Origin of the sequence: Amygdalobacter indicium, assembly GCF_029101545.1 — a bacterium.
Classification (GTDB): domain Bacteria; phylum Bacillota; class Clostridia; order Saccharofermentanales; family Fastidiosipilaceae; genus Amygdalobacter; species Amygdalobacter indicium.
The window spans coordinates 629,652-656,105 of record NZ_CP118866.1 but is presented as its reverse complement, the minus strand read 5'-3'; the positions used below and the strand labels follow the sequence as shown (position 1 = coordinate 656,105).

At 42.3% G+C, this 26,454-nt stretch carries 23 protein-coding genes; 2 read left to right on the top strand and 21 right to left on the bottom strand.

All coding sequences use genetic code 11. The annotated features are described in order from the left end of the window. Nucleotides 1-7: 7 nt before the first annotated feature. Nucleotides 8-2,269 carry a 5-methyltetrahydropteroyltriglutamate--homocysteine S-methyltransferase gene (metE, locus tag PYS60_RS02725; protein WP_315570636.1) on the top strand — a complete coding sequence of 754 codons (2,262 nt, stop codon included), beginning with the start codon at nucleotides 8-10 and terminating at the stop codon, nucleotides 2,267-2,269. A 77-nt stretch (nucleotides 2,270-2,346) separates the two neighbouring features. On the opposite strand, the gene PYS60_RS02720 is transcribed toward metE, so the two are convergent. The 8 genes from PYS60_RS02720 to PYS60_RS02685 form a co-directional block, all read right to left on the bottom strand. Then, nucleotides 2,347-2,556: a hypothetical protein gene (locus PYS60_RS02720; protein ID WP_315570634.1), complete on the bottom strand. Its 210-nt coding sequence runs from the start codon at nucleotides 2,554-2,556 to the stop codon at nucleotides 2,347-2,349. Between the two features lie 13 nt (nucleotides 2,557-2,569). Continuing rightward, a complete protein-coding gene (gene mgtA, locus PYS60_RS02715) occupies nucleotides 2,570-5,332 on the bottom strand; it encodes a magnesium-translocating P-type ATPase (protein WP_315570632.1) in 2,763 nt (920 codons plus the stop codon). 277 nt (nucleotides 5,333-5,609) lie between these two features. Beyond that, nucleotides 5,610-5,735 carry a hypothetical protein gene (locus tag PYS60_RS02710; RefSeq protein ID WP_315570630.1) on the bottom strand — a complete coding sequence of 42 codons (126 nt, stop codon included), beginning with the start codon at nucleotides 5,733-5,735 and terminating at the stop codon, nucleotides 5,610-5,612. Nucleotides 5,736-5,881: 146 nt separating this feature from the next. Beyond that, nucleotides 5,882-6,880 (bottom strand): ornithine cyclodeaminase family protein, encoded by a 999-nt coding sequence (locus PYS60_RS02705; RefSeq protein WP_390866542.1) that lies wholly within the window; start codon nucleotides 6,878-6,880, stop codon nucleotides 5,882-5,884. Then, entirely contained in the window at nucleotides 6,867-7,760 is an 894-nt protein-coding gene (locus tag PYS60_RS02700) for a sulfite exporter TauE/SafE family protein (RefSeq protein ID WP_315570628.1), read from the bottom strand. The genes PYS60_RS02705 and PYS60_RS02700 overlap by 14 nt, the downstream gene beginning before the upstream one ends. Before the next feature lie 181 nt (nucleotides 7,761-7,941). Then, a complete protein-coding gene (brnQ, locus tag PYS60_RS02695) occupies nucleotides 7,942-9,309 on the bottom strand; it encodes a branched-chain amino acid transport system II carrier protein (RefSeq protein ID WP_315570627.1) in 1,368 nt (455 codons plus the stop codon). A 109-nt stretch (nucleotides 9,310-9,418) separates the two neighbouring features. Continuing rightward, complete coding sequence (locus PYS60_RS02690; RefSeq protein WP_315570626.1) at nucleotides 9,419-9,982, bottom strand: DUF805 domain-containing protein; 564 nt, start codon at nucleotides 9,980-9,982, stop codon at nucleotides 9,419-9,421. A 109-nt stretch (nucleotides 9,983-10,091) separates the two neighbouring features. Continuing rightward, on the bottom strand, nucleotides 10,092-11,699 hold the full coding sequence (locus PYS60_RS02685) for a PP2C family protein-serine/threonine phosphatase (protein ID WP_315570624.1): 1,608 nt from the start codon (nucleotides 11,697-11,699) through the stop codon (nucleotides 10,092-10,094). Nucleotides 11,700-11,802: 103 nt separating this feature from the next. On the opposite strand from PYS60_RS02685, the gene PYS60_RS02680 reads away from it, so the two are divergent. Next, nucleotides 11,803-13,314 carry a UDP-N-acetylmuramate--L-alanine ligase gene (locus PYS60_RS02680; protein WP_315570623.1) on the top strand — a complete coding sequence of 504 codons (1,512 nt, stop codon included), beginning with the start codon at nucleotides 11,803-11,805 and terminating at the stop codon, nucleotides 13,312-13,314. 141 nt (nucleotides 13,315-13,455) lie between these two features. Here PYS60_RS02680 and ftsH read toward each other — a convergent pair whose 3' ends face one another. From ftsH to PYS60_RS02615, 13 genes are all read right to left on the bottom strand, one after another. Beyond that, nucleotides 13,456-15,594, bottom strand: coding sequence for an ATP-dependent zinc metalloprotease FtsH (gene ftsH, locus PYS60_RS02675; RefSeq protein WP_315570621.1), 2,139 nt, complete (start codon nucleotides 15,592-15,594; stop codon nucleotides 13,456-13,458). A 12-nt stretch (nucleotides 15,595-15,606) separates the two neighbouring features. Further along, the gene (gene hpt / locus PYS60_RS02670; RefSeq protein WP_315570619.1) at nucleotides 15,607-16,179 is read right to left on the bottom strand and encodes a hypoxanthine phosphoribosyltransferase; all 573 of its coding nucleotides are present in this window, start codon (nucleotides 16,177-16,179) and stop codon (nucleotides 15,607-15,609) included. Nucleotides 16,180-16,232: 53 nt separating this feature from the next. Next, nucleotides 16,233-17,783, bottom strand: a complete 1,551-nt coding sequence (locus PYS60_RS02665) for a tRNA lysidine(34) synthetase (protein WP_315570617.1) — start codon at nucleotides 17,781-17,783, stop codon at nucleotides 16,233-16,235. Between the two features lie 36 nt (nucleotides 17,784-17,819). After that, the gene (gene dnaB / locus PYS60_RS02660; protein ID WP_315570616.1) at nucleotides 17,820-19,334 is read right to left on the bottom strand and encodes a replicative DNA helicase; all 1,515 of its coding nucleotides are present in this window, start codon (nucleotides 19,332-19,334) and stop codon (nucleotides 17,820-17,822) included. A gap of 14 nt (nucleotides 19,335-19,348) precedes the next feature. Beyond that, a complete protein-coding gene (gene rplI, locus PYS60_RS02655; protein WP_315570614.1) occupies nucleotides 19,349-19,792 on the bottom strand; it encodes a 50S ribosomal protein L9 in 444 nt (147 codons plus the stop codon). A gap of 103 nt (nucleotides 19,793-19,895) precedes the next feature. Next, nucleotides 19,896-20,210 carry a PTS sugar transporter subunit IIB gene (locus PYS60_RS02650; RefSeq protein ID WP_315570612.1) on the bottom strand — a complete coding sequence of 105 codons (315 nt, stop codon included), beginning with the start codon at nucleotides 20,208-20,210 and terminating at the stop codon, nucleotides 19,896-19,898. Continuing rightward, nucleotides 20,207-21,499 (bottom strand): PTS sugar transporter subunit IIC, encoded by a 1,293-nt coding sequence (locus PYS60_RS02645; protein WP_315570610.1) that lies wholly within the window; start codon nucleotides 21,497-21,499, stop codon nucleotides 20,207-20,209. Before PYS60_RS02645 ends, PYS60_RS02650 begins: the two co-directional genes overlap by 4 nt. A 241-nt stretch (nucleotides 21,500-21,740) precedes the next feature. Further along, a complete protein-coding gene (locus PYS60_RS02640) occupies nucleotides 21,741-22,490 on the bottom strand; it encodes a copper homeostasis protein CutC (RefSeq protein WP_315570608.1) in 750 nt (249 codons plus the stop codon). A 23-nt stretch (nucleotides 22,491-22,513) separates the two neighbouring features. Next, nucleotides 22,514-23,635 carry a Sapep family Mn(2+)-dependent dipeptidase gene (locus PYS60_RS02635; protein ID WP_315570606.1) on the bottom strand — a complete coding sequence of 374 codons (1,122 nt, stop codon included), beginning with the start codon at nucleotides 23,633-23,635 and terminating at the stop codon, nucleotides 22,514-22,516. 62 nt (nucleotides 23,636-23,697) lie between these two features. After that, a complete protein-coding gene (locus tag PYS60_RS02630) occupies nucleotides 23,698-24,222 on the bottom strand; it encodes a GrdB-related putative oxidoreductase (RefSeq protein WP_315570604.1) in 525 nt (174 codons plus the stop codon). A gap of 12 nt (nucleotides 24,223-24,234) precedes the next feature. Continuing rightward, nucleotides 24,235-25,578, bottom strand: coding sequence for a PTS sugar transporter subunit IIC (locus PYS60_RS02625; RefSeq protein WP_315570602.1), 1,344 nt, complete (start codon nucleotides 25,576-25,578; stop codon nucleotides 24,235-24,237). After that, nucleotides 25,572-25,904: a PTS sugar transporter subunit IIB gene (locus PYS60_RS02620; RefSeq protein ID WP_315570600.1), complete on the bottom strand. Its 333-nt coding sequence runs from the start codon at nucleotides 25,902-25,904 to the stop codon at nucleotides 25,572-25,574. The genes PYS60_RS02625 and PYS60_RS02620 overlap by 7 nt, the downstream gene beginning before the upstream one ends. 9 nt (nucleotides 25,905-25,913) lie before the next feature. Next, on the bottom strand, nucleotides 25,914-26,435 hold the full coding sequence (locus tag PYS60_RS02615; protein WP_315570597.1) for an RDD family protein: 522 nt from the start codon (nucleotides 26,433-26,435) through the stop codon (nucleotides 25,914-25,916). Nucleotides 26,436-26,454: the final 19 nt, after the last annotated feature.

Sequence of the window (26,454 nt, the reverse complement as noted above, 5' to 3'; positions counted from 1 at the left end):
GGTCAAAATGCAAACTTCTATTGTCGCCTATCCTCATATCGGTAAAGAGCGTGAATTAAAATATTTGTTGGAAAAATATTGGCGTAAAGAAATTTCTGCTGCCACTTTAGAAAAGGAAGCTGCCGCCTTAAGACAGGTACATTGGCAGAATCAAGTTGACGGCTCTTTGGATTATTTGACAATTAATGATTTTTCCCTATACGATACCGTATTGGATACCGCCTACTTGTTTAATATTATTCCTACCCGTTATCGCCGCCTCGGCTTATCTGCCATCGATACTTATTTTGCTCTGGCACGCGGTTATCGGGATGAAAAAGGGACTGTCGCTCCCTTAGCTATGAAAAAATGGTTTAACACCAATTACCACTATATAGTTCCGGAATTTTCCGACGATTGCGCTATCAAGCTGATAAGTGACGCTCCTCTGGCGCAATACCGGGAAGCAGCTTCTTATCAGCTGCAAAAAAAGCTTTTGCTGCTCGGACCTTTCACCTTATTGAAATTATCTGCATATAGCGGCTCTAAAGGTCCCGCTGCCTATGTTCCGACTTTAATCAGGGCTTATCTTGAATTTTTCCGTTGCTGTCAACAGGAGAAGGTCGATTTATTACAATTGGACGAACCGGCCTTGACCTTAGACTTGCATCCGGAAGATTTAATTTTGTTGAATTCTCTTTATTCGGAACTGTTAGCCGGGAAAGGTAAGCTGAAAATACTGCTGCAAACTTATTTCGGTGATGTTCGTGATTGTTATGACGACCTGATAAAGCTGGATTTTGACGCCTTGGGCTTAGATTTCGTCGAGGGCGAAAAAACTCTGCAGCTTGTAAGTTCCAAGCCCTTTCCGGCTGACAAGATATTATTTGCCGGAATTATAAACGGCAGAAACGTTTGGCGCAGCTCTTCTGCTGCCGGCTTAAAGTTAATTAAAACTTTGCAATTACAGGGCATCAACCTCGTCCTCCAAAGTTCCTGCTCTTTGCAGCATGTACCTTACAGTCTGACAGGCGAAAAAAATTTGCCGCCGGCGCTAAAAGAAAAATTGGCCTTCGGCGAAGAAAAAATCCGGGAATTGCGGTTATTAAAAGAGCTGACTGCCGCTGATCCGGCCGCAAACAGCAACTGCTGCAGTGCCGACAGCATTGGCGTCAGCAACACCGACAACAGCACGAAAAACAGAGCGAAATTTTTGCCTCTGCAGGCCAAGGTAACTTACGAACAAAGAGCGAAATTACAGCAACAATACTTAAATTTACCGCTTCTGCCGACTACGACAATCGGCTCCTTTCCCCAAAGTCAAGCTGTAAGACAAAATCGCCGACTTTACAACAAACAGCTGATTAAACGCCAGGACTACGAGAAATTCAATTACGCGGCGATTAAAAAGTGTATCCGTTTCCAGGAAGAAATAGGCTTGGATGTTTTGGTACACGGGGAATTTGAGCGTAACGATATGGTAGAATTTTTCGCTCAACAATTGAGCGGCTTTGTCGTCACGCAAAACGGCTGGATTCAATCATACGGCAGTCGTTGTGTTAAACCGCCGATTATTGTCGGCGACATTAAATATCGGCAAGCTATGACCGTCAAATGGATAAAATACGCGCAGTCTTTAACGACCAAACCGGTAAAAGCTGTCCTGACCGGTCCGACAACGATTGTGAATTGGTCTTTTAATAGAGAAGATATTCCGGCGCAAAACAGCATTCTTCAATTGGCGGCGGCCTTAAAAAATGAAGTTGCGGCTTTAGAAAAATCCGGCAGCAAAATTATTCAAATTGATGAACCGGCCCTGAGAGAAAAATTGCCTTTGCGCAAAGTCGATCAGGCCGCTTACTTGGAAACTGCCATCAATGCTTTTCAGTTCCTGCATAATTCCTGCCGACCGGAAACTATGATTCAAACTCATATCTGTTATAGCGATTACACCGATATAATACCTTGGCTGAATAAGTTGGAGGCTGACGTAATTTTACTGGAAGCAAGCCGTACTTCCCAAAGCTGTCTGCCAAATCCGGCGTTTTTGCAGTTAAATGCCGCTCTCAGTCTCGGCGTTTATGACGTGCATTCGGAATGTATCCCTTCTGTCGCAGAATTTTTAACAGCAATTAAGCAGCGCTTAGCAGTTATACCGGCTGCCGCACTTTGGGTGGCTCCCGACTGCGGCTTGAAAACAAGGACTTACAAGGAGCTTGCCCCGAGTCTGAAAAACATGATCGCCGCCTGCCGCAAAATACGGCAAAATCTGCCTCTGTCGAAGAGATAAGGTTCAGTTTGGCCGTCTACCCGCATATTAAACGAAAGGACTGTTTTATGCAAGAAACAGTCCTTTTACTTTACTTTTTACTTCTCTTCTTCCTGCTCGTGCTTCGCAGCGGAAACAGGGACCTTGTCGGTGGCGGTAGGAGGATTTAAAGGTTTAAGCGACCAGAACACTATATTCATCAAAATAATTAACAGGACAACTAAGCCCAACGAAACATAAAAGCCGATATCCAAGCCCAACCACTCGCTTGTACCGAATAAATATATCCACAGTTGTCTAAAACTCATAATAAAGTACCTCCTATAATAATTCACCGTAGCGTCTTACATACGCTTTTTTCAAACTTGTAGCCAACAACATATAGAACAAAATGCAAGGAATAAGGTAAGCAAAATATGCTGCCGGTAAAGCGACAAAACCTAAAGCTTTGCCGATTGCTGTAAACGGTATAATCGTCAAAACCGAAATTCCCAACAAAGTCAATGACGTTAAGCTCCAGGAAGCTCGACTTTGAATGAAAGGCAGTTTCGGCGTACGAATCATATGAATAACCAAAGTTTGGCTCCACATGGATTCAACGAACCAACCGGCCTGGAATAAACCGATATACAGCTCTTGCAGATGGGCCAATTCCGTACCGCTGAAATGAGCCGGCAAATCGTTGAATAAGATGCCGTGGGAAACAAACAGCGGACAAATGATAAAGTACATAAAAATATATGTTGTAAAATCGAAAATCGAGCTTGTCGGTCCAATCCAAATCATAAAATTGCCGACACTGGAAGCGTCCCACTTTTTCGGTTGCAAAATAAATTCTTCATCGACATTGTCCCAGGGAATTGCCGTGCAGGAAAGATCATAAATTAAATTCAATAAAATCAAATGCAAGCTCATCATCGGCAAAAACGGCAGCAAAGCACTGGCGGCAAGGACGGAAAACATATTACCGAAATTAGACGAAGCGGTCATTTTAATGTATTTAATCATGTTGGCATAAGTTTTTCTACCTTCAACAATTCCTTCTTCCAGGACCATCAAATCTTTTTCCAACAAAATAATATCCGCAGTTTCCTTGGCCACATCCACGGCACTGTCAACAGAAATACCGATATCTGCGGCTTTCATAGCTTCAATATCATTTATACCGTCGCCCATGAAGCCGACAATATGATTATTATTGCGCAATACCGTTACTACCCTGGCTTTTTGATCAGGTGTTAATTTGGCAAAAACATCCGTTTTTTCAACCGCGAGCGCCAGCTCCGTATCATCCATTTTTTCCAAATCGGAACCTAAAAGCATGGTTTTATAATTAATGTTGACCTGTTTACATATAGCCCGTGTTACTTTATCGTTATCACCGGTCAGAATTTTAGTTTTCACTCCGTGCGCGAACAAGGCTCTAATAGCCGGAACTGTTGATTCTTTCGGCGGATCCAAAAATGCCAGATACCCGATTAAAACCATATCTATTTCATCTTTAACACCGAAATTGCCGACAACGGAAGGGTTATTTTTCTTAGCCAGCAGTAAAACACGAAAACCCTTATCGTTCAAATCGCTTGCAGTTTGTTGAATGCGGCAACGTTCATTTTCGCTCAATTCCACTTCCTGCCCGTCCAATTCAACGAAGCGACAAATTTTCAACATTTCTTCGACCGCACCTTTGGTTATCATTTGCGTTTTTCCCTGTTTATCTTCAACAACGGTGGTCAAACGCCGGCGCGTAAAATCAAAAGGAATTTCATCGATTTTCGTATAATTTTCCGACAAATCCAACAAATCGGTATTTTGTTCCTCTTCTTCTTCCGTTTTGCGAATAATCGCCAGATCCATCAAATTCTTATAACCGGTTTGGAAATAGCTGTTGAGGTACGCCTGCCGCAAAACGTGCAAATCGTCTTTGCCCTCCATATTCCAATGATATTCCAAGGCAACTTTATCTTGAGTTATAGTCCCGGTTTTATCCGTGCATAAAATGTCGATAGCTCCGAAATTCTGAATGGAATTAAGATTCTTGACAATTGTTTTTTTCTTGCTCATAGAAACAGCACCTTTGGCCAGGCAAGTTGTAACAATCATCGGCAACATTTCCGGTGTCAATCCGACGGCGATGGAAATACCGAAAAGAAAGGCTGCTAACCAGTCACCTTTAGTTAAACCGTTAATGACAAAGACTAAAGGAACCATAACCATCATGAAACGAATCAGAACCCACGAAACAGCGTTGACGCCTTTGGTAAAGTTGGTTTCAACCGGGGCCTGATTGACGTTCAAAGCCATGGAACCGAAATAAGTGTGATCACCGACAGCAATAACTACAGCTGTCGCACTGCCGGAAATAACATTGCTGCCCATAAAGGCAATATTGGGATATTCAGTTAGTGAGACATTTTTAGTACAGATATCGGCTGTTTTTTCAACCGGTAAGCTCTCACCGGTCAGTGCCGATTGGCTGATAAATAAATCCTTGGCACTGATAATTCGTACGTCCGCCGGAATCATATCGCCGGCTGAAAGATGAACTATATCTCCGACCACAACTTCATCTAAGGGTATCTCTCTTTTTTCCTTTTCCCGCATAACGGTGCAGGTTGTCGTAATCATGGCCAGCAGTTTGGCGGCGGCATCACCGCTTTTAGCTTCCTGGACAAAGCGTAATGTACCGGAAATTATGACCATGGTAAAAATAATTATTACAGTCAGCGGGTTAAAATCTTCCGGTTCACTTGCAAATAGAGAAAAATACGGGAACACCATATCTGTAAGGATAGAAACCAAGGCCAAAAATAATAAGATAGCTGTAAACGGATTAACAAAAGCATTGACTAATTGCTTAAACAGCGACGGTTTTTTCTCCCGGGTAACTTCGTTGCTCCCGTGTTCTCTTAAACTTTCTGCAATCGCTTCCTCAGACAAACCGTTTATATTGCTGTGCAGTTTTGCTAAAACTTCAGAGACTGAGGCGGCCGCCAAAATCTTCAAATTGACTTTCAAAGCTGAGAGAATGGCTGCCTTTTTGGCATTTTGCGTAATTGAACTGTTCTTTTTTAATATTTGCATTCTTCTTACCTCCAATCAGTTCGAGGCAGACAATCTTACATGAATGATACGGTACGTCCGAAAATCCATGTAATTTATGCTGCCTGTTTTTTCGTCGACTATGGCTATCATCAAGTCCCATATCATTCACCTCCGTTCTAATTGTTCAGGAAAAAAGAATTTAGAAAAAATTAAATTCAAAACATCCACTTCAGAGCAAGCTCCGAAAAGGCTGTCAGCGCTGAATATAAAATTTTCTGAAATACTTATGACTTCGTACAGTACACAATCGCAATAATCAATGCGACGCTCCGTACTTAAGACGTGCAATCTTAAATTGCACAATGATAAGGAGAAAAACTGCTACAGCCTTATTCATTGCCGCCCGTACTGAATTAAAATATCCGAGAATTAATTGCGGCACAGCTGCTTCCTCCTTGCAAATATTTAACTTCTGTCATTATAACGCTAAAGTCAAAAAAATACAGTACTCGGGCAAAAAAATATCCTCCTTACCGACACGGTAAAGAGGATTCGTAGTATTAGTCTGCGGGGTTAAGTTTCCCGAAATTACAATGTAATAACTTGACCGATACCGGCTTTGACGGCAGCCTCATAAATTTTTTGGCTGACCACTAAATCCAAGACGGCACTGCCTGTCGTTTCAAAGAAAGTCAATTCGTCCTGTGAACTTCTTCCCGGTTTGAATCCGGCCAATTTCTCGCCCAATTCACCGGTTATTTGTGTTTCCTTGAAGGCACCGTTTTTAATCGGTTGAATAATATCACCGGATTCTTTCACAGCGTCAAAAGTATCAACATAAACTTTACCGGCATGCGTAAGAACATATTCCGGGATTTCCGCCATATCCGGAGTATAGGAACCTACACCGTTAACATGAGCTCCGCGTTTCAGCAAGGAACCGTCAAAAACGGCTTTTTTAGCCGTAGTAACAGCTGTAACAATATCCGCATCTTCCAAGGCCTGAGCCGCAGAAGCGACTGCTTTAATTTCCACATTAAACTTCTGCCCGTATTCAGCCTGCATTTTGGCGGCAAAAGCCTGTGCCCGTTCCGCCGAAATATCGAAAACCTTAACTTCTCTGATCGGACGAACATTCAAAACTGCTTCCAGCTGACTTTCAGCCTGTCCGCCTGTGCCGAACAGAGCAAAGACATGAGAATCTTCTCTTGCCAATTCATCTGTTGCTGCACCGGCTACAGCACCTGTTCTTAATTGGGTCAGGTAAGTACCGTCCATCAAACAGTTAACTTCACCTGTCTCGCTGTTCAAAACCACCATAGTAGCCGGGACACTGGTTAAGCCTTTTTCAATGTTATGCGGATAAACTGAAACGATTTTAACACCGGAAGCTTTGGCGGGAGCAACATAACCATACATGTAAAGACTTTGGCCGTCATATTCCGGGATGTTCAAATTGGCACGCAAAGGAATGTTGCACTTTTTTTCCGAGTAAACTTGCAAAGCCACTTTATCGGCGGCAATAGCATCCTTCATCGACATAACTTTTTTAATATCAGCTGCGCTGAGAATTCTAATTTTCTGCATTTTTCTTTTCCTCCCTGTTCATTTTGACAGCACTTTGAATCATGGTAAAAGCAGAATAAAGGACAACTACAACAACTATCCATTGTAAAGCTGCCGTATTCAAACTCTTAACAACAAAAGCGGCTACCAATACGCCCAAGACACCGAAAGTGGAAGTAAATAACGTTATTTTGCGGCTATATGAATCAAGCTTGACAAATTGCATTGAACCGATAGGAACTGAGAATGTGCAGGCACCCATCATAATCGGGAATGCTACACCCGGGTCCATGCCTAAAGCGTAAACTGTAGCCATAGTTAAAGGATATGAACCGATGCCGATATTGTTAAACGCACCGAAAATGAGGCACAAAACTGCAAATAAAATCAACTTGCCACCTGTAAGTGCACTCTCATTGCCGCCTGCAGGATACAAACCGAATTTGCCGGCTAAAATCAAAATTGCCGCTACAATTAAACCGATTGATACGAAAATTTTAATTACCTTGGTGGGTAATTTCGTAACATAACGAGGGCTGACATAAGCACCGATAACTTGGCAAACAATAGCTGTAGCTAATGTAATTAAACCAACTTTAATTGATGAAATATAGGCTAAAGCCATAACGGCAACCGGTATAACACATTCAGTGTTCAATGTACCCGGCAATTTCTTGTCGCTAACCCATTTAGCTTTCGGATACAAAGATGAACCGATAGCAAAATCGGAAATTCCGAATGTTGAAAGCAGGAAAATCAAGAATGTGGCGATTGCCATGACAACCGGGTTGCCCGGTTCGGCCGCTGTTTCTTTTTTGTGCTTCAGCAAATCTTTGACGAATGTGAAAGCAAAACAGGCGTTAACAATAACTATTAAGCCTAAAATGATTGGAACTAACATTGTTGCATTACTATTTATTTGCCTGAAAACCGGCAAATAAATATCCCTTCTAAAATATTTTCGCACGGAAAAGGTAAACATACCTTAACCACACCACGTCTATTTTAGAAGAAATAAGAAATTTGTCAATATTTTATTCATAATTATAATTTGCTTTATAGATAATACGTAATTCAGCAATTTATTCGGTTTTCATCTTTTCACTGACGTCCAAAGCGCCTGCTGTACGACATCTGCTGCATAAATAAAGCTTATCGCCGATAAAACTCAGCCCGAAAGCCAGCAAGGTCGGCACCAACCAAGCCAACTTGAATTCGCTCAGCGGCAATAAATCCATAAAATCACGCAACAGTGTCGGAATCCAAGACGCCTTATTGAAGACATCAATAAAGCTGAACAGCAGACAAACGTAAACTGTCAAAGAAAAAACAATTCTTCTGCCGCGATAAAAGCGTTCCCCTATACCCAGTAAAATTAAGACAACGGAGACCGGACTCATAATAAATAAAGTAGGTAAAGAAAATTTCAGAATCGCATCCAAACCGAAATTAGCTAAAAGACATGATATAACGCAAATAATCGTCACCATTTTTTTATAAGTAAAGTAAGGGCAAATCTTACTGAAATAATCGGATAAAGAGACAATCAGGCCGATACAAGTCGTTAAACACGCCAGGCTGAAAACGGAAAGCATTAAGGCATAGCCGAATTTTCCTAGAGATATAGCGGCTGCAGACCGTAAAATTTCAGCGCCGTTTTTCGTTGTCGGGAACAAGTCGGCTGTTGTTACACCGATATAAGTCAGCATACCGTAGACGATCAGAAGAAAAGTACCGGCGATAACGGCTGCCGCATAAGTATAGAAACGGCCGTTCTGCCTACCGTCTTTGAGATTGAGCGATTTAATAGCAATAGTTATTGCAAAACCGAAGTTCAAAGCCGCCAAAGCATCCATGGTGTTATATCCTTCCAAAACACCTGTTAAAAACGAAGCTCCGGCATAAGGTCCTTGGGCCAATCCCTGCCTGAACGGAAATTTCAGCCAAGTTGAAAAAAACAACGAGCATATCAACAGCAACAGCAGCGGCGTAATAAATTTGCCGACGCGCCGTACAATTTTTCCCGGTGAAATACAGAGCCAGAAAGCAATAGCAAAAAATACTACAGTATACAAGGCTCTGGCTGCAGGTAACGATACTTCCGGCGGCAATAAAGGCTCCAAAGCCATCACAAAAGGAACGCTGCCGGCACGCGGTATACCTAATCCCGGGCCTATAGCCAAACAAATAACCAAAGGGAACAGCAAACCGAAATACTTGTCTACCTGTTTCGCCAAATTGTCCATACCGTCCATTTTAGCAACGGAAAAAATACCGAGTACCGGACATAAAACTGCGGTAATAGCAAAGCCGCTGATTGCCGGCAAAAATTCCGTTCCGGCCATTTTTCCCATCAACGGCGGGAATATTAAGTTTCCCGCTCCGAAAAAAAAGCCGAAAAGCAGCAAACTTACTTGTAATGTGGATGTTAATGAAAAATTTTTCCGCATAATTCTCTCCATCAATTTTATTCAGATGAGGCAAAGCATAATCACAGCAGCGAATATCCCGGCAGATATACAGGTTAATAAACGGCAGTAATTCAATTTGCTTAATCTATTATCGTTTAACGTTATACCGATCCGCGGTGGAATCCGAGTTGGAATCCATAGAGGAATCCGTGGTGAAATCCGTGGCAAAATGTGCGGCAGAATCCTTGGTAGAAAAAGGAATTTCCCTTGTCTTACGGCAGGCTATTATCAGCCATAAAATAATGGCGATGATTGTAGAGACTATAGTAAAAAAAGAAATGAAAATCAGAGAAATTACAGTATAAACTCCTGTAGAGGTGGAGCTCAAGCCATGGGAAAACGTGGTTACGGCGGCTACGGCGGGTAAGGATACAAGTATTAAAATCACGCCCATGAAAGAAAAAACATAATATAAAACAACTACGACTTTACTTAGATTAGAGTCATTTGCACGCCGCATAACCATTGCCATATTTGGAATAATTGTTAAAAGGTTGAAAAGCGTTTGCAAGGAAGAACTCAAACTATTCAACAAAACACTCACAACAACTAAAATCAGTGTTACTGTCCAATATTCGGCTCGTCCTGTCCGCCCTTTAAAGTTAAAATAATTGACACAGTAATTACGTATGCTATCTCCGATAAACGACATAGAAAGTCCCCCGTTCAGTAATTTTTATCATTATAGCATAAGTTTATATTTTTGACACAATTATTTTAACCAATTTTATCAATGTTACCGTCGTCACATTATAAGCGGCCTAACTGAATAAATCCTGCAGAAACAGGACAACATTAAAGTCATAAACGCGATACAGATAATAGATAAAAGCCGCCAGGCCGATAACAACGAGCAAAGCCAAAATAAAGCGCCAAATTACCGAAAAGTTACCTTTAGTTTGAGCCGGCGACGCTTGGGTAACATACGGCAAATTGCGACTGATGTATTTGCCCTCATCCGGCTTTTTCTGCTTCAACTGCTGGGCCATCTGTCTTTTTCTGGCAGCTTCCCGTGCTTGATTAAAGCGTTGCAAATCATCGGTAGTAATCGGCTCCGTCAAAGTACGATTTTCATCAAAAAAGCTTAAAGTGCTGGCTGATGCATTATTGCCCGATACGCGGCTGATCAAAATATTGCTGCCCTTGTTTTCGCCCGTATTAACAACAGTATCGACGACTGTCTCATGCCGTTCAACGTGCTCATTATTCCGAGTCTGCAACAATTTTTCCTGTAACAGCTGTTTTTCATGTTTATCCGCTTCTTGTAAGGCCTGTTGTTCTTCCAACTTCTGAAAATCCAAATAAGGATGCTGCAACAAGTCAAAATTACTGATACCCTTACTTAAATGCTTGAACTCCGTCTCAACCTCATCTGCAAGTCCGTCCGCGCCCGTTGCGCCGGTATCAAGCATCGACGCTGCCGGAAAATTATGCAATAAATTTTCATTCAGGCGCATCTTCATTAAAGGATTTTGCCGCGTATCTTCCAGGTTAAGCACCGTTTTTACCGCTGCTTGCGTCGGCGCAACCGTTTTAATCCGCCCGCTTTTCATCAGTCTTTCATCACTAATATTATCTATTCGCAACAAAATAACGGTTATATTATCTTTACCGCCGGCAATTATCGCTTTCTGGACTAAATCTTCCGCCGCCAATTTAATATCTTTACTCGTAGATAAAATTTTTCGAATAGTTTCGTCCGACAGCATATCGGTCAATCCGTCACTGCATAAAAGAAAGCAATCGCCTACGGCCAATTCGATTTCAGGTGATAAAGCCGGTTCCAAATTATATTCATTCGGAAATATGCCCAGATGCTGCACCAGCCGATTGTGCTCCGGATGCGTTTTAACTTCACTTTGACTGATCAGACCTAAATCCGCCAATTTCTGCGCTTGCGTCTGATCGACCGTCAATTGTCTCAACTTGTCTCGACGGTACAGATAAATTCGGCTGTCGCCCAAATTAATACAGCGGGCGGTCCGATGGCGAATAAGCAGCGAAGAAAATGTCGTGCCCATTCTCAATCCGTGATGTGTCCGTATGCGATTGCATATTTCCTGATTAACCATAAGCAGGTAACTCTGCATCAATTCTGCAAAATCCTGCTTGGAAGAGTGAATTAAGCGGTCTTCTACGGCCGATAAACCGGAAACGGCAATTAATGAAGCTTCCTCACCGTAACTTTCTCCCCCCATGCCGTCACAAACGACAAACAATGAAGCATCTGCAGTCTTATCCAAATAGTGCCAATAAGGTACATTGACTTCACTGCCATGACGCCATTCACTATTAAGATAAAGATTATCTTCATTGTTATCTCTGACTGCTCCCGTCTCCGAAATAGCAATCACACGGTATTTAATCACTGTCTTCTACCCCTCTTTGCTCTCCGCTTATTATACTAAAAATATCGCCGGCAATTCAAAGTTCCTTACATATGTTATCATTATAAAAGAAAGAGGTTTTTCTATGGAAACAATGCATCCACACTCATTAAAAGATTTACCGGCCAATGCGCGTTTGTTTTTTGTCGGCATCGGCGGTATAAGTATGAGCGGTCTGGCTATTATGGCGCACAATTTGGGCTATGAAGTTGCCGGCTCCGATCCGCACGAGAATGATCGAACAGATCGCTTAAGTAAAGAATTGAATATTACTATTCATTACAGTCACCATAGTATGTGGATTGATGATTTCGGCCCTGATGCGGCTATTTATACGGCTGCTATTAAACGACCGAATCCGGAATTGAATCGTTGCGAGGAATTAGGTATTCCGATTATCGATCGGGCGGAATTTCTCGGCTGGTTGACAAGATATTACAACAAGGTGATTAACGTCGCCGGCACTCACGGTAAAACGACAACAACTTCCATGTTATCTTCCATGCTGATTGCGGATAACTTCGATCCGTCCGTACATTTGGGAGCGGAATTCAGTGCTTTTAACGGTTCCACAGTTCGTTCCGGTAAACCGGGAGAGCTTTTAATCTCGGAAGCTTGTGAATATAATTCCAGTTTACTCAATTTCCGCAGCAGTACAGCTATTTTATTGAACATTGACAATGATCATTTGGATTATTTCAAAACCATGGACAATCTCATCAATTGCTTTGCCCGCTTTATCGCCAATATTCCGGCAGACGGTCAGCTGATTGTGCTCGATCGAGGTAAGCATATTGATAAATGTCTGGAAGCTGCTGCTCGTATGCGGGCGGAAAAAGCAAACGGCCACGTCAATCTTTACAGTTTCAATATCATCGATTCGGACAATTATCCCGAAATTAAAAATACAAGTGAAGATGAATTGGTCAGAATGTGGGCGGAACATAAATTACCTGATTATGCGGCTTTTAATTTAACTTATAACGCCGGCTATCCCGAGTTCGATTTTTATAAACAGGGCCAATTCTTAACGAAAGTAAAATTACAAGTTCCCGGACGCCATAATGTCCTGAATGCTTTGGCGGCTTTAGCGGCAGCCGATTTATACGGCGCCAATATTGAAACTATAGTTAAAGCTTTGGCTGAATTTCACGGCGCTGACGGGCGCTTTGAAGTTAAAGGAACTTTCCGGGGAGCGACGATTGTCGGCGATTACGCCCATCATCCGACAGCAACTAAAGCTACAATTATGGCTGCCGCCAAGCTGCCGTACAAGCATCGCTATGTTGTTTATCAACCGTTAACCTACGGTCGCGTAAAGAATCTTTTCCCGGATTATGTCGATGCCTTGAAAAATGCGGAGCATGTTCTGTTCATGAATATTTTCAGCGACCGGGAGCAGAGCGATTTCGGTGTCAGCTCGCAGATGCTGGTCGACGCTATCAATGCTGCCGGCGGGCATGCGGAATTGCAACCGGATTATGAGCAGATAAAAAAGCGTTTAGCGGAATTGTGTCACCCCGGTGATTTGGTCCTATTCTTAGGGCCGGAGGAAGTCAGAGCTGTCGGTCAGAGATTGGCTGACGAGAAATTGTAACAACAGTCTTATTGCTCTTGTCGCTTGCCGATAATTGCCGATAAGATAAATGAAAAAGCACATGGAAATTACCGTTAATGGTTAGTCCATGTGCTTTTTATTACGCTTATTGCGCTGCGGCAAACAGCCGCCGACTTATTTTTAAGCTTCAGTTAAATCGGGAACTTCAGCAGCCTGCAATTGCGCCATAGCTCTTTTCTTCTCGGTTTCAGCTTTTTGGGCCGCATACTTTTCCTTGAATTCCGCTAAATTATCCTTGGTCGGCAACAAGCCGTCTTTAATCATCTGCTCTCTTCCAAGGTTAACAGCATCCAAAGCTAAAATCTCCGGCGGTGTGTTCTCCAAATAAAGGATTTCAAACTCTACCTCATCAATACGTTCCACTTCCAACAAACGCTCTGCAATTTTCCGCAAAGCCGTCTCATGCTGACTTAAGCAGGTCATAACCCGCTTGTAAGCTGCATCAATTATTTCTTTAACATTGTTGTCGATAAGTTGTGCCGTATGTTCACTGAAGCTGTGACTGTGCCCGATACCGTGGCCCATAAACATATCGTCCGATTCCGTGAATACCAGATTTTCCATATGCTCGGCCATACCGTAAACGGTAACCATCTTTCGGGCCAACTTGTTACAGCTTTCCAAATCATTGGAAGCACCGGTAGTTATTTGTTTGAAAATCAATTGCTCGCCGCCGCGGCCGCCCAGAGCAATCATAATATTCTGCAACAAATGATCCTTGCTGGCATAATACAGATCTTCAAAGGGCTTATGGGCTGTATATCCGCCCGCCTGACCGGCTGAAATTATAGAAACGCGTTCAACTCTTTCAGTTTCACTCATGGCCCGCACCATAATGGCATGACCGGCTTCGTGGTGCGCGGTAATACTTCTCTCCTTTTCGCTCATAATGCGGTTTTTCTTCTCCGGTCCGAGCATCACTTTGAATATTGCATCCTGAATATCAAAATATGTAATTTCTTTGGCATTTTTACGCGCCGCCAACAATGCCGCTTCATTCAGCAAATTAGCCAAATCGGCACCTGTAAAGCCCGGAGTAATACGGGCAATCTCACGTAAGTCGATACCCTTGGCCAATTTTTTACCTTTGGCATGTACCGCCAAAATATCTTCACGCCCTTGAATATCAGGCGGTGAAACAGTAATTTGCCGATCGAAACGACCGGGTCTGGTCAAAGCTGCATCCAAAATGTCAGGACGGTTGGTGGCCGCCATAACTATAATTCCCTGAGTTGAACTGAAACCGTCCATTTCAACCAGGATCTGATTCAAAGTCTGCTCTCTTTCATCATGGCCGCCGCCTAAACCGGAGCCTCTCTGACGACCGATAGCATCAATTTCATCAATAAATATAATCGCCGGCGTGTGTTTTTTGACTTCATTAAACATCTCTCTGACACGGGAAGCGCCGACACCGACATACATTTCCATGAAATCGGAACCGGAAATGGTATAAAAAGGTACACCTGCTTCCGTTGCGACAGCCTTGGCCAACAAAGTCTTACCGGTACCAGGAGGGCCGACTAAAAGGACACCGCGCGGAATTTTAGCTCCGAGGGCATAATACTTTTGCGGATTTTTCAGGAAATCGACAATTTCCTGCATTTCACCTTTTTCTTCATCGGCTCCGGCCACATCGGCAAAAGTCACAGGGTCGGTACTCAAATCAACTCTTTTAGCTTTACTGCCGCCGAAGTTCAGAGGGTTTTTCCCTTCGCCCATCTGCCGGAAGAATAAATTCCACATTGAAAATGCCAACAGACCCAACATTACCAAAATTAATATAACATTGGTCATGGCTCCGAGACTTATAGGTTCGGTATAGTTATAAGTTAAGCCGTATTTATCTTTGGCTTTTTCCAACTTTTCAAGTAATAAATTCATCCAGTTGGGTGAAACATACTTATTTATCGTTCTGCCGTCCAGAACAATTTTATTTTTGTCCGTCTGCTTATTATTAGCCAATATATTCAACAAAGAATCGTTATTCGAGGAAGCATCTGAAGTTCCGGTGACAGTTGTCTCCGGCTGCTTGGCTTTCCGCGTATCAATCAATTTAACGGAAATCTTATTATTAACAATATCTACATGTTGGACCTTACCGTCATCCACCAACTGTAAAATTGCAGACAAATCGGTGTCCGGTTCTTTATCACCCATAAAGTAGTATATTGCAATGAACGCAAACAGAATCAGCAACAGAAAAGTGCCGATATTAGGTCTTATGCCTCTAGTTTTTCGCTTTTCTTTTTCAAACATAACAACTCCAATTTAATTTTCTACCGGTCTGGCGGCATAAATTTCCGACAGATTACGATAGTAATTCTGATAATCCAGGCCGTAACCGATAATAAACTCATCCGGGACTTCAATACCTACATATTCCGGATGGAGTTCAACTTTACGTTTAACAGGTTTATCGAACGCCGTACAAATCTTCAAGCTGGCCGGATGACGTAAAGACAGTACTTCCTTTAACTTACTTAAAGTTAATCCCGTATCTACAATATCTTCAACCAGTATTACATGCTTATCTTTAATATCACAATCCAGATCTTTAATAATTTTAACTTTACCGCTGCTGCTCGTACCGTCACCATAGGAGCTGCATGCCATGAATTCCACTGTCGTCGGCAAATCAATCGCCCGTACCAAATCGCTGCAAAAAATGAAGGAACCTTTCAATATAGAAACCAATAAAATTTGTTTCCCACAATAATCTTCCGTAATTTGTTTACCTAAACGTTGTACCATAGCTGTCAATTCGTCCTGACTAATCAACAAATGTGCCGGATACATACCGCCAATTTCCGAAAATTTACCTGGTAACCTACTCTGAGTCATGCCTATTCTCCTTTAACCGAAGTACGTCTAATTTTAACACAAATAGCCTGCGACTACAGTTTTTTGTCATTTGATAATAAAGAGAAGGTCTGCCATTTTGTTAAATTTTTGTAAAACAGATGGTACAAATGTCGGCTATTTTTCTCGGAAAGAACCAATAATTCCGGCCAGAGAAATTCCGGTAAGTTGCTTTTGTGCAAATAATCGCTAAGCAGGCGACGCTTGCAGGAATTTGCGGTATTGACGTTAAAATAGTCACCCGGCAGGATGGTACGCAGGCACATATTTTCGGGCAATTCTCCGCTTAGGCGGTAATAACGTCGCCAGTTGGATTTTAAAGGTAAAATTACGGCATAATGTTCTAAAAAATATTTTCGACACTTCTTATATATCAGCGAGCGGTCAAACGATGCGTGCGAAAAATTAAAGTGCGGCGACGAATATATTAACAGCAAGCGATCGATCAGCAACATTAAACAATCTTTACGTAAAATTATAAGCCGTAAATCTTTACAAGGACGGTAGAGAGCAAGATTAAATAAATGCTGTATGTTATTGTATTGTGTTCTTGATAAAAGCAAATCCGGGAATTTATTGTGCAGTTGCCGTTCTAAATAAAGGTTGCGGACAGTTTCAGGCAAAGTTAAAAAAACGCTTTTATTATCCGCTGCAAGAAAAGATAGAGCCAAAACTTTTTCTCCCGCCTCCAATTTTTGCGCATCGGATAAGTCCCTGACTTTTTTTATCTGTGCATTATTAGCCAACAAATAATCTGTCGCCTGCAAAGTACGCTCAACCGTAGCGCCCAAATTACCTAATTTTTCGACAGTCTGCGGGAAGCGCTCAGTTAAAGCCGGTAAAAGCTGCAGACGAATAAAGTTGCGCTCATAATGAGGGTCATAATTGGTCCGATCCACCGAATAATCGAGTTTGCGGGCTTTAACATATTCAAGCAATTCCTTTTTCAATAAAGGTAATAGCGGACGCCAGGCCGTATAAAAGCAGGCGTTGTTCAGAGTTGAAGCACTTAACTCACTAAATTGTCTCTCGGTTGCGCAAGTTCCCGTAACAAGTTTTAAGTAACCGGCGTTTTTAATCTGTTTTACAGTTTCAGGCGCCGTTAAATGTCTTTTTAAAGAAGCTATACCGCATAAACCGTTCATGCCGCTCCCCTTACAGACGTGCAAAATTATTGTTTCGGCCTGATCATCGGCATGTTGAGCCAAACAAACATATGCTTTTTCTTCCCCGTTCGTACAATATGCGTAAGCTGAACGCCTTAATTCTCTGGCAGCAACTTCAGCACTTAAATTGCAATCGTGCGCATAGGCCTTAACGTCAGCATAAAAAGCCTGAAATTTCTGCACTCGCTTAGGTAAAGAGGCAGCTAATTTGTAATATTCCGCTTCCGCTTCCGCACGTAAATTATGCCAAACATGTAAAACGTTCAAACTTATCTCAGGCGGCAAATTATCAGCTAAAAGCCAAAGCAGAGCTAGTGAATCAGGGCCGCCGGAACAGGCAAGCCAAATTTTTTCCGGTTGTCTGTCTTTTACAAAATTATTTAACTGCTCTAAAAATTTTTTCGTCAATTTATCGGCCATATTAATGCCCAGCCTCCACTTGTTGCCTGAGCAACGTCAAAAAGGTAAATCCGGTACGACTTCTTCGGCTGTAGACGAAGTGGCCGCAGTTTCGGAGCTTACAGGCGGCAAAAAGTTCGGGCTCAATTTATCGGGTGTAAATTCGTCAAAATCCTGATTATGGGCTTCAGGCGGCGCCTCCAAATTGCTGTTCTCGGCAAACAATGTATAATCCGGCATCCAGTTCAACTTAACAGTTGTTGTTTTTCCGTGCCTGTTTTTGGCAATAATAATCTCCGCCTCACTAACAGCAGAATTTTCCGTAATGCCTTCTTCTTTTTCTTTGTAATAAGAATCACGATAAATAAAAGTTACCGTATCGGCATCCTGTTCAATTGAACCTGACTCCCGCAAATCCGATAATATCGGCCGGCGATTCTGCCGGGCTTCACAAGCACGTGAAAGCTGCGAGAGGGCAATTACCGGCACTTCCAGTTCTTTGGCTAAAAGTTTGAGATTACGTGAAAGATCGGAAACGTCCTGTTGTCTCGAATCACTGCGATTATCCGACTGCATCAACTGAAGATAGTCGACAACAATTAAACCTAAACCTTTTTCCAATTTTAATTGTCTGGCCTTGCTCAAAATTTCAAAAGGGGTTATGCCGGGACGATCGTCAATATAAATCGGTGCATCATAAAATTTAATGGCAGCTTCTGATACTTTGGACCAAAATTCCTGTGGAAAAGGCGGCTTGTTGAAATCGGAAGCATTGATAAAATTGATTCCCGACATAAGGCGGATGGAAATTTCCTGTTTGCTCATCTCCAAGCTGAAAATTATTACCGGTAATTTGGCCAGGCAGGCGACATTACAGGCTATATTTACAGCTAAAGCCGATTTACCCATCGCCGGTCGAGCAGCTAAAATGTTCAAAGAACCGGGTTTCAAGCCGCCGTAAGCCAAGTCCAGCGAAGGATAATAAGTTTTCAAGCCGCGAAAGCGACTGCCCGATTTATCAATTTCTTGTAAATAGGCCAAAGTTTCATCCATAATCGGCCAAATCGCCTGTAAACCGCTATCTTTGGATAACTTGCGGATCTGCAGCAGCTTGGATACAAGGCTGTCCATCACCTCTTCCGCACTGTCACTCTTCTGCAAAAGTGCCGTTACTTCCTGCAAAGCCTGCTGCAACTGCCGCAATTCGGCTTTACTGTGTACCAATTTGGCGTATTGCTGCGCATTTTCCAAAATTCTGGGAGCGTTAGCCAATTCGTCGATATAGGCCATCGTTCCGATTTCCTCCAGCTGACCGGAAGCTTCCAATTTATCGGCTAAAGTTAAAGCATCTACAGCTTTACGTTCATTTACCAGTCGACAAATCGCCTTAAAAATAATTTGATGTCTGGCTGCATAAAAATCGCCCTCGTTTAATAAAGGCAGCAATGTTGCCAAATAATTCTTACCGGCCAACATACAGCCCAAAACAGCTTTCTCAGCCTCCAAATTGTACGGTACTTTGGGCGTATCTCCGATATTATTCGTCTCGTTTATAAAGTCAGCTTCCGTCATGCGGTCAATCTCCCTCAAAGAGCTTCAACATTCACATTAATTTCAGCAGTTACACCGCGATAAAGTTTCAAATGGCAAGTGACTCTACCGATGTTTTTAATATTTCCGTTCAAGCTTATAGCCCGACGATCAACTTTATAGCCGGAATTTTCCAAAACTTCAGCAACATCATTAGCGGTTAAAGCTCCGTAAAGCTTACCGCCTTCACCGGCCTTCATTTTTAAAACGAAAGTTTTTCCGTTAATTGTAGCCGCCAATTCCGATGCCGCCTGTTTCTCTCTGGCCGCTTTAGCATCTTCCGAACCTTTTTTTTGTTGTAATAAATTTAAGTTCTTATTATCCGCCAAAACTGCCAACTTCTTTTTCAAAAGAAAATTATTGGCGTAACCTTCGCTGACATCAAGAATTGTATCTTTTTTGCCGACATTTTTCACATCAGCCAGTAAAATTACCTTCATACTTTATCTCCCTCATTTGCTTAATCTCATCTTATTATAACAAAACAGCGCTACCGCCGACAGACGTTATAGCGCTGTTTCCGAAATCAAATTGTACTTGCAGCTACTTCAGCAAATTCATAGCCGCCTGAAAAACCTTTTCCCCGTTCATCATACCATAGTCCATCATATTGATAACTTGTAATTTTATCGGGCGATCGGCTATCACTTTCTTAAATTCCGGTTCAACAAAACGAATTTGCGGACCGATAAGCACAACATTAATATCTGTACTGCCCTTGAGTAAATCCAAGGCTTTAGTTTCGCCAACTGCAAAAATTTCAACTTTTTCTCCTGCAGCTGCGGCAGCTTTCTCCATTTTGGTAACCAACAAACTGGAACTCATACCGCCGGAGCAAACCAACATTATCTTTTTCATTTAACTTCCCCGTTTTCCATTTCCATTTTCTTATAGCCCTGCTCCAAATTAAGAACAAATGGCATATAAATCAACACATCAATAATGATCAGGACGACTTGTAAAATCGAACCGCGAATGCTGCCGGTTACGAAAAAGCCGCTCAAAACAGGTGGCATGGTCCAAGTAGCCATCGCCATTGTCAAAGGTACCAGACCGATACTCATCGTTGTATAAGTAATTATAGCATTAACAATAGGTGTAACAACAAACGGAATCAACAATTTAAAATTCAAAACAATCGGTACACCGAAAATTGTCGGCTCATTGATATTGAAAATACCGGGAGCGAAAGTAATGGGAACTAAGGCTTTCGCCTGCTTGCTGGCGCCTTTACGCCGAGCCAAAACGGCCAAAACGATAACCAAACCTAAAGTTGCGCCGCCGCCGCCCAAATAAACGAAGTTCATCATAAACGGATTGGTAACAATGTAAGGCAAGGGTTTACCGGCCATGAAAGCATCCATATTAGCTTGAATATTAGCCGTCCAGGTCGGACCGAAGAAAGTATGGACAGTATCGGCACCGTGTACACCGACGAACCAGAACAAACCGTTCAAGCCGGCAACTACGCAAGTTCCCAACAAATTGTTGGTAAACAGGCTGACAGGTTTACCTAAAACTTCCTGTATCAAAAGATGCAAATTCGGTAAACCGGAAGCTTCCAGTACGGCAAATAGAACCAACCAAGCCGAAATTATCACGATACCGGGGATAATGCCGGAAAAGCTGCGAGCGACAGCCGGCGGTACGGTATCAGGTAAAGTTATTTGAATATTACGTTTTATAAACCAGATAAAAATCAAAGTACTCAATAAAGCGATGATAATAGCAACAAACAAGCCGCTGGCGCCCAGGAATTTGGTCGGTACACCGGCCATACCCTGTTCTTTATCCTGCACAAACGGTGTTAAGGTGATAAAAGAACCGATAGAAATGATACCGGCGGAAATACCGTCAACATCATGTTGTTTAGCAAAGTCATAAGCAATACCGAAAGCGGCAACCAAGCTGACTAAACCGAAGCTGCTGTCGACACCTTTCCACAAATAGGTTGCTATACCGGTTAACTTCAACCAATCTTTCCATTGTTGCACCGGGAAACTGGCAATAATCATCAACAAAGAACCGGCCATAACCAAAGGCATACTTAAGGCTAAACCGTTACGGATTGCGATTAAAACTTTGTTGGTTGCAAGTTTATAAGCAATCGGTGTCAATTTCTCTTCCAACATACTCTTGAGATTCATAATTTTTCTCCTCAAATGTATTTTATTTGTACAATTCACTATACTCAAACCGTTATTCTCTTAAGTTTTAGTACACATTGCACAAACAACTCACAATTCTTTTTATACACTAAGGCTCATATGTTGTCAACTTTAATTGTTCATCCGCCCTAATTTTTGGTTATTTTAGGCAAAAAAAAGCGGATTTATCCAACAATCCGCCCAAAATTTTTTATTTTCGCTCCCTATTTACAGCGCCGTTTCAACTTTGATAATCGGCAACTACAGCCCGTAAAGCTTCAGCTGAATTATAATCGGTGCATAAGTAATTTGTCGGATAATCATTATATATGGCATAAGAGACATTCAATTTACTCGTTACATCCGTAGCTTTCACGCGGCAGGAGGAGTGAATATAATTAACCTTCGTTTTCTGTAATAATTGCAAGGCATTTTTCGCTTTAACACCGGCGCCGGCTACCAACTCAATTTCCTGTCCGTATTCGGCCTGCAATTTCGCTAATAAGTCCGCACCTTCTATAGCCGTACCCGCCTGACCGCTTGTTAATAAACGGTCCGCCCGTAATTGAATCAAAGTCTCTATAGCCTGCTTCGGATCAATTGTATTGTCGAAGGCTCGATGAAAAATTGCTTTCAGCCCGGCTTGATGAATTCTGGTAATCATCTCTGCCGTACGGGCAATATCGACATGATAATCAGCAGTTAAAAAGCCGAAGACAATACCGTCAATCTTTTCTTTGCACAAAATATCCAAATCAGCCAGCATCGTTTCATATTCGGAAGCGGTATAACAAAATCCGCCGCCGCGCGGGCGTAACATACAATTTTTTTCTATCTTAAGGTTATTACATATCTCGCGTACCAAACCTAGAGACGGTGTCAAACCGCCCAAGTCCAAAGCGGAATTAATTTCCACACTTGTATAGCCCAAATCTGCCGCTATTTTCGCTCCTGCATAACTATCTATGCATATTTCCGTTTTGATTGCCATATAAGAAGTCCTCCTGTTATCTATTATGAAGGTATAATTTTTGTAACTTCATTCAATTTTGCCAAACCGTAGGCATATATCTCAGAACACTTCATCAAATCGTCCAAGTCAAACCATTCATTCGGTAAATGCGCAATGCCGTTTTGTCCCGGAAATGACGGTCCGAAAGGAATTACGCTTTGACATTTGTGCGCGTAAGTCATGCCGGTTGTCGTCGTAATAGTTGCAGAATCGTGCATAACTTCCGTATAAGCAGCTTGTAGAGCTTGCACATTACTGGAATTCGGATTTTTTAAGGCCCATTCAGTAAAGCTTAAAAGTTCAACTGTCAAATTTCCCGCTGTCGATTTTAATTTAGATAAAATAGACTTAATATCACAAACAGGTATTGACAAGCTGAAATTAACTGCGGTTTTACCATTAACTTCCACGAGTTTCACCCCGCGTACGATTAAATTGCCGAAATGCTCATCGGAACAGGCAATACCGAGAGTTTTACCGCTGCCGTCCAAGCGTAAAAGATAATTATTGAAAAAATCATTAAATTCTTTGACAGGACCGCTGATTTGAATAACAGCCCGGCCTCTTTCACCGTAAATTGCCGGAAATTTATTATCGGGTACAAAGCCCATAACCGGCGCCTTGCAGTGCTGCAAATAATAATCCATATCTGCCATACCGCTTTCTTCATTCGCACCGAATATCATTCTGATCGGACGTAACGGCTGCATCTTCAGGTTTTTCAGAGCAATCAAAGCATACAGAGCGGCAATACTCGGGCCTTTGCTATCCAAAGCTCCGCGACCGTACATTCTGTTATTCTCGATTACAGCAGCATAAGGCGGTCTATCCCAACCGACACCTTCTTCTACTACGTCAAGATGTCCGAACATGCCGACATATTCTTCTCCCGTGCCGTATTGGCCGTAGACCATATAATTATCTACATTACCGGTTATCAGACCTTCGCGCCGACAAATATCTGAAGCTGCCTGCAGAACTTGGGCGCACGCCGCTCCGAAGGGAGCTGCGGGCAAAGGCGCACTTTTTTTACTGGGAATCATCATCAAGCGCCGATAATCTTCCAGCATTTGAGGATATAAACGCTTCAGCTCCTGCTGAATAGCCACTAAACTTATACTCATTAATTTTCTCCACCTATTAACCTGATTTTGAAAAAAACTGCCGAAAACGGCAGTTTTTTCTTTTAATAACAAATTTGTTTTTCCAAATCAGCCAGGTGTACCGGATCATTTAATTTAATCCGCAACCACTCAGCTAAATTGTCCAAACTTTCACTTAAACCCACGCCACCTTTTTTCGGCATCCTGATGATGCTGATTTTGTCTTTATAAGCATCAATTGTCGCCGTATTTTCGGCCGCCATCATCGTGACTACCGGAATATCGGTCCGTGTCTTTATGGAAAGGGTAACTTCCGCCGCCATTTTGGCAAAATCCTGAAAATTAAAGCAAGGTCCGCAAACTACGGCATCAGGCTTAATTTTCATAACCATCGCCGTCAGTTTCTGCACAACTTCCTGCTCATTTTCATCATAATACTGATTGCCGCAATAAAGCGTCGCCAGCACATCCGCTCCGATTTTCCGGAAATGCGGTTCAAGCATTAAAGCCGAACCGATTCCGCCTTTAGCCAGGGTCAAACCGATGTTGGGATTACTCTTTCCGCCGGCACCGGCCAAACCCTGATCAAAAATTAAAACTATTCTCATTTTTCGCCTTCATTATACGGTCAAATCGTCAAAGGACAAATCATCCAACTCATCCTTTTTGTCAGCATTGGCCTTTTCTTCTTCCAAATATTTATTATCAAGTAACTTTAAGAACGGGAAATACAGAAGCATATCCACAATCAACAACACAGCCTGCAAAATGACAGCCGTAAAGGAGCCGCTGATCAAATAGCCGGAGAAGAATATCGGCATGGTCCAAGGCAGCTGCACACCGGAAGTAATAGGAACAAATCCGATGGTGGTTGCGATAATAGCCAAGACGGTATTGACAACCGGAGTCAAGATGAAAGGTACCAACATAATCGGGTTCAACACAATCGGCAAGCCGAAAATAATCGGTTCGTTGATACCGAAAATACCGGCAGGCAAAGATAAGCGGCCGAGCATCTTGATTCTGTTGGATTTGCCGATAAACGCCATCATTATAACTAAGCCTAAAGTAGAACCGCCGCCGCCGAAGTTACAGAAGAAATCGGAGAAACCGGCGGTAAACATATTGGTCATAGCCAAACCGGCTTTGGCAGCTTCGTAATTTTCCAAGGTTAAAGCCTTGTGAATCGGCGCAAAAATGGTGTTGGTAACAGCCGGGCCGTTAATACCGAAGAACCAGAACAGCGTTGACAGGAACTGATAAATAACTTCAAACAATTTATTCTTGCCCAAGCCGACCAAAGGCGCCTGCAAAACTTCATAAATGAAGCTATGAGCATAACCGTAAGATGTCGCATTAAAAATTATACCGACAAAGAAGAAAATGATCATCACGATAGCGGCAGGAATTAAAGCGGCAAAAGAGTCCATAACTGCCGGCGGTACACCGTCAGGCAACTTAATAACCAATTTGCGCTTATAAGCCCAGGAAAATATAGCGACTGAAATAATAGCGATAATCATGGAGAGGAAAATACCGGCAGTACCGAAGTTGCCGAAGGAAAATCCTCTGAAAGCCTTACCGGCTTCATTTACATGAGTCAGATGAGTTTGCGGCGTAACAATCAAAAACGAAACCAAAGCGACCAGAGCGGCGGCTATTTTATTCGTCAATTTGAGTTCGGCAGCATAACAATAACCGATAGCTAAAGTTGACATCAACGAAACGCAGTCAAAAGCTACAGCTGTTACACGTCCGAGAAATTCCGACCATGTCGGTCCGAAAATTCTCGCCATAAACTCTTCATATCCGCTAATAGGGAAATTGGAAATCAACAAAAACAAGGAACCGACAATAACTACCGGTACGGAAACCATAAATCCGTCGCGGATAGCACTCAAAACTTTGTTTTTGGACAAGGAATTAGCAACAGGGCCTAATATTTTATCAAGCTCTTTTAACATTTTTCATTCCTACCTTTCTTAATTTCTAATATGGCACGCTTCAATACGCGTTCACCATTCATCTGACCATAATCATCCGGATCAATAACGAAAATCGGCATTCCATAGTGTCCGTATTTCTCCTTGACCTTCTCATAAATGTGTTTGACTTGCGGTCCTAATAAAACCGCGTCCGGATGAAATTCCGTAATGATGTCTTCCAACTGCGCCTGCGAAAAAGCCTTGACTTCGACCGCCAAATTATGTGCATCTGCAACTTTTTGCATTCTGGCAGCCATCAAACTGGTAGACATAGCGTTATCACAAAACAAATAAATTCTTTTCATATTACTCCCTCAAACCGGCACGATTACTTTTGTCTGTGCTATACAGTCTTGTATCGAGCGGTCAAATTTTTTGTTTTTTATACCTAAGTAAATGGTCAGCAATAAGCAAACGACTGAAGCAATTAAGAATGCCTGATCCAACCACATCAGTTCTTTTACATTTATAATATGCTGTAAATTTTCCCATGTCCTTGTGAATTGAGAATAAAAATACCCCTGCAGCAGAAAACCGGCGAAGCAAAAGCGCTTGCACAAGGCACCGAACTTCGGCTTAGCTGCTGTTTTGTAATCAACAATTGCCAAATTAAACAGGCGCATCATCAAAGTCCCGGCCGTCTTACCGCCGTAGGGTAAGAGCACATAATAAATGAAAGCAACTGCCAATGAAACGCTTATCTCAATGTAAGCGGATGTGATACTTAACTTCGGCGACAATTGCAACAGGTAGCTTAACAATCTGATTGCCGCTTCGACAATCAAAGACGATAAATACCAGTCCAAAACAAAGGCACACAAACGTTTAAAAGCCATAAGCGATTTCTTTCCGCAG

Bases quoted from the DNA above. Each gene is read 5' to 3' on its own strand.
- metE (WP_315570636.1), top strand. From the start codon at position 8: ATGCAAACTTCTATTGTCGCCTATCCTCATATCGGTAAAGAGCGTGAA.
- PYS60_RS02720 (WP_315570634.1), bottom strand. From the start codon at position 2,556: ATGAGTTTTAGACAACTGTGGATATATTTATTCGGTACAAGCGAGTGG.
- mgtA (WP_315570632.1), bottom strand. From the start codon at position 5,332: ATGCAAATATTAAAAAAGAACAGTTCAATTACGCAAAATGCCAAAAAG.
- PYS60_RS02705 (WP_390866542.1), bottom strand. From the start codon at position 6,880: ATGCAGAAAATTAGAATTCTCAGCGCAGCTGATATTAAAAAAGTTATG.
- PYS60_RS02700 (WP_315570628.1), bottom strand. From the start codon at position 7,760: ATGTTAGTTCCAATCATTTTAGGCTTAATAGTTATTGTTAACGCCTGT.
- brnQ (WP_315570627.1), bottom strand. From the start codon at position 9,309: ATGCGGAAAAATTTTTCATTAACATCCACATTACAAGTAAGTTTGCTG.
- PYS60_RS02690 (WP_315570626.1), bottom strand. From the start codon at position 9,982: ATGTCGTTTATCGGAGATAGCATACGTAATTACTGTGTCAATTATTTT.
- PYS60_RS02680 (WP_315570623.1), top strand. From the start codon at position 11,803: ATGGAAACAATGCATCCACACTCATTAAAAGATTTACCGGCCAATGCG.
- ftsH (WP_315570621.1), bottom strand. From the start codon at position 15,594: ATGTTTGAAAAAGAAAAGCGAAAAACTAGAGGCATAAGACCTAATATC.
- hpt (WP_315570619.1), bottom strand. From the start codon at position 16,179: ATGACTCAGAGTAGGTTACCAGGTAAATTTTCGGAAATTGGCGGTATG.
- PYS60_RS02665 (WP_315570617.1), bottom strand. From the start codon at position 17,783: ATGGCCGATAAATTGACGAAAAAATTTTTAGAGCAGTTAAATAATTTT.
- dnaB (WP_315570616.1), bottom strand. From the start codon at position 19,334: ATGACGGAAGCTGACTTTATAAACGAGACGAATAATATCGGAGATACG.
- rplI (WP_315570614.1), bottom strand. From the start codon at position 19,792: ATGAAGGTAATTTTACTGGCTGATGTGAAAAATGTCGGCAAAAAAGAT.
- PYS60_RS02650 (WP_315570612.1), bottom strand. From the start codon at position 20,210: ATGAAAAAGATAATGTTGGTTTGCTCCGGCGGTATGAGTTCCAGTTTG.
- PYS60_RS02645 (WP_315570610.1), bottom strand. From the start codon at position 21,499: ATGAATCTCAAGAGTATGTTGGAAGAGAAATTGACACCGATTGCTTAT.
- PYS60_RS02640 (WP_315570608.1), bottom strand. From the start codon at position 22,490: ATGGCAATCAAAACGGAAATATGCATAGATAGTTATGCAGGAGCGAAA.
- PYS60_RS02635 (WP_315570606.1), bottom strand. From the start codon at position 23,635: ATGAGTATAAGTTTAGTGGCTATTCAGCAGGAGCTGAAGCGTTTATAT.
- PYS60_RS02630 (WP_315570604.1), bottom strand. From the start codon at position 24,222: ATGAGAATAGTTTTAATTTTTGATCAGGGTTTGGCCGGTGCCGGCGGA.
- PYS60_RS02625 (WP_315570602.1), bottom strand. From the start codon at position 25,578: ATGTTAAAAGAGCTTGATAAAATATTAGGCCCTGTTGCTAATTCCTTG.
- PYS60_RS02620 (WP_315570600.1), bottom strand. From the start codon at position 25,904: ATGAAAAGAATTTATTTGTTTTGTGATAACGCTATGTCTACCAGTTTG.
- PYS60_RS02615 (WP_315570597.1), bottom strand. From the start codon at position 26,435: ATGGCTTTTAAACGTTTGTGTGCCTTTGTTTTGGACTGGTATTTATCG.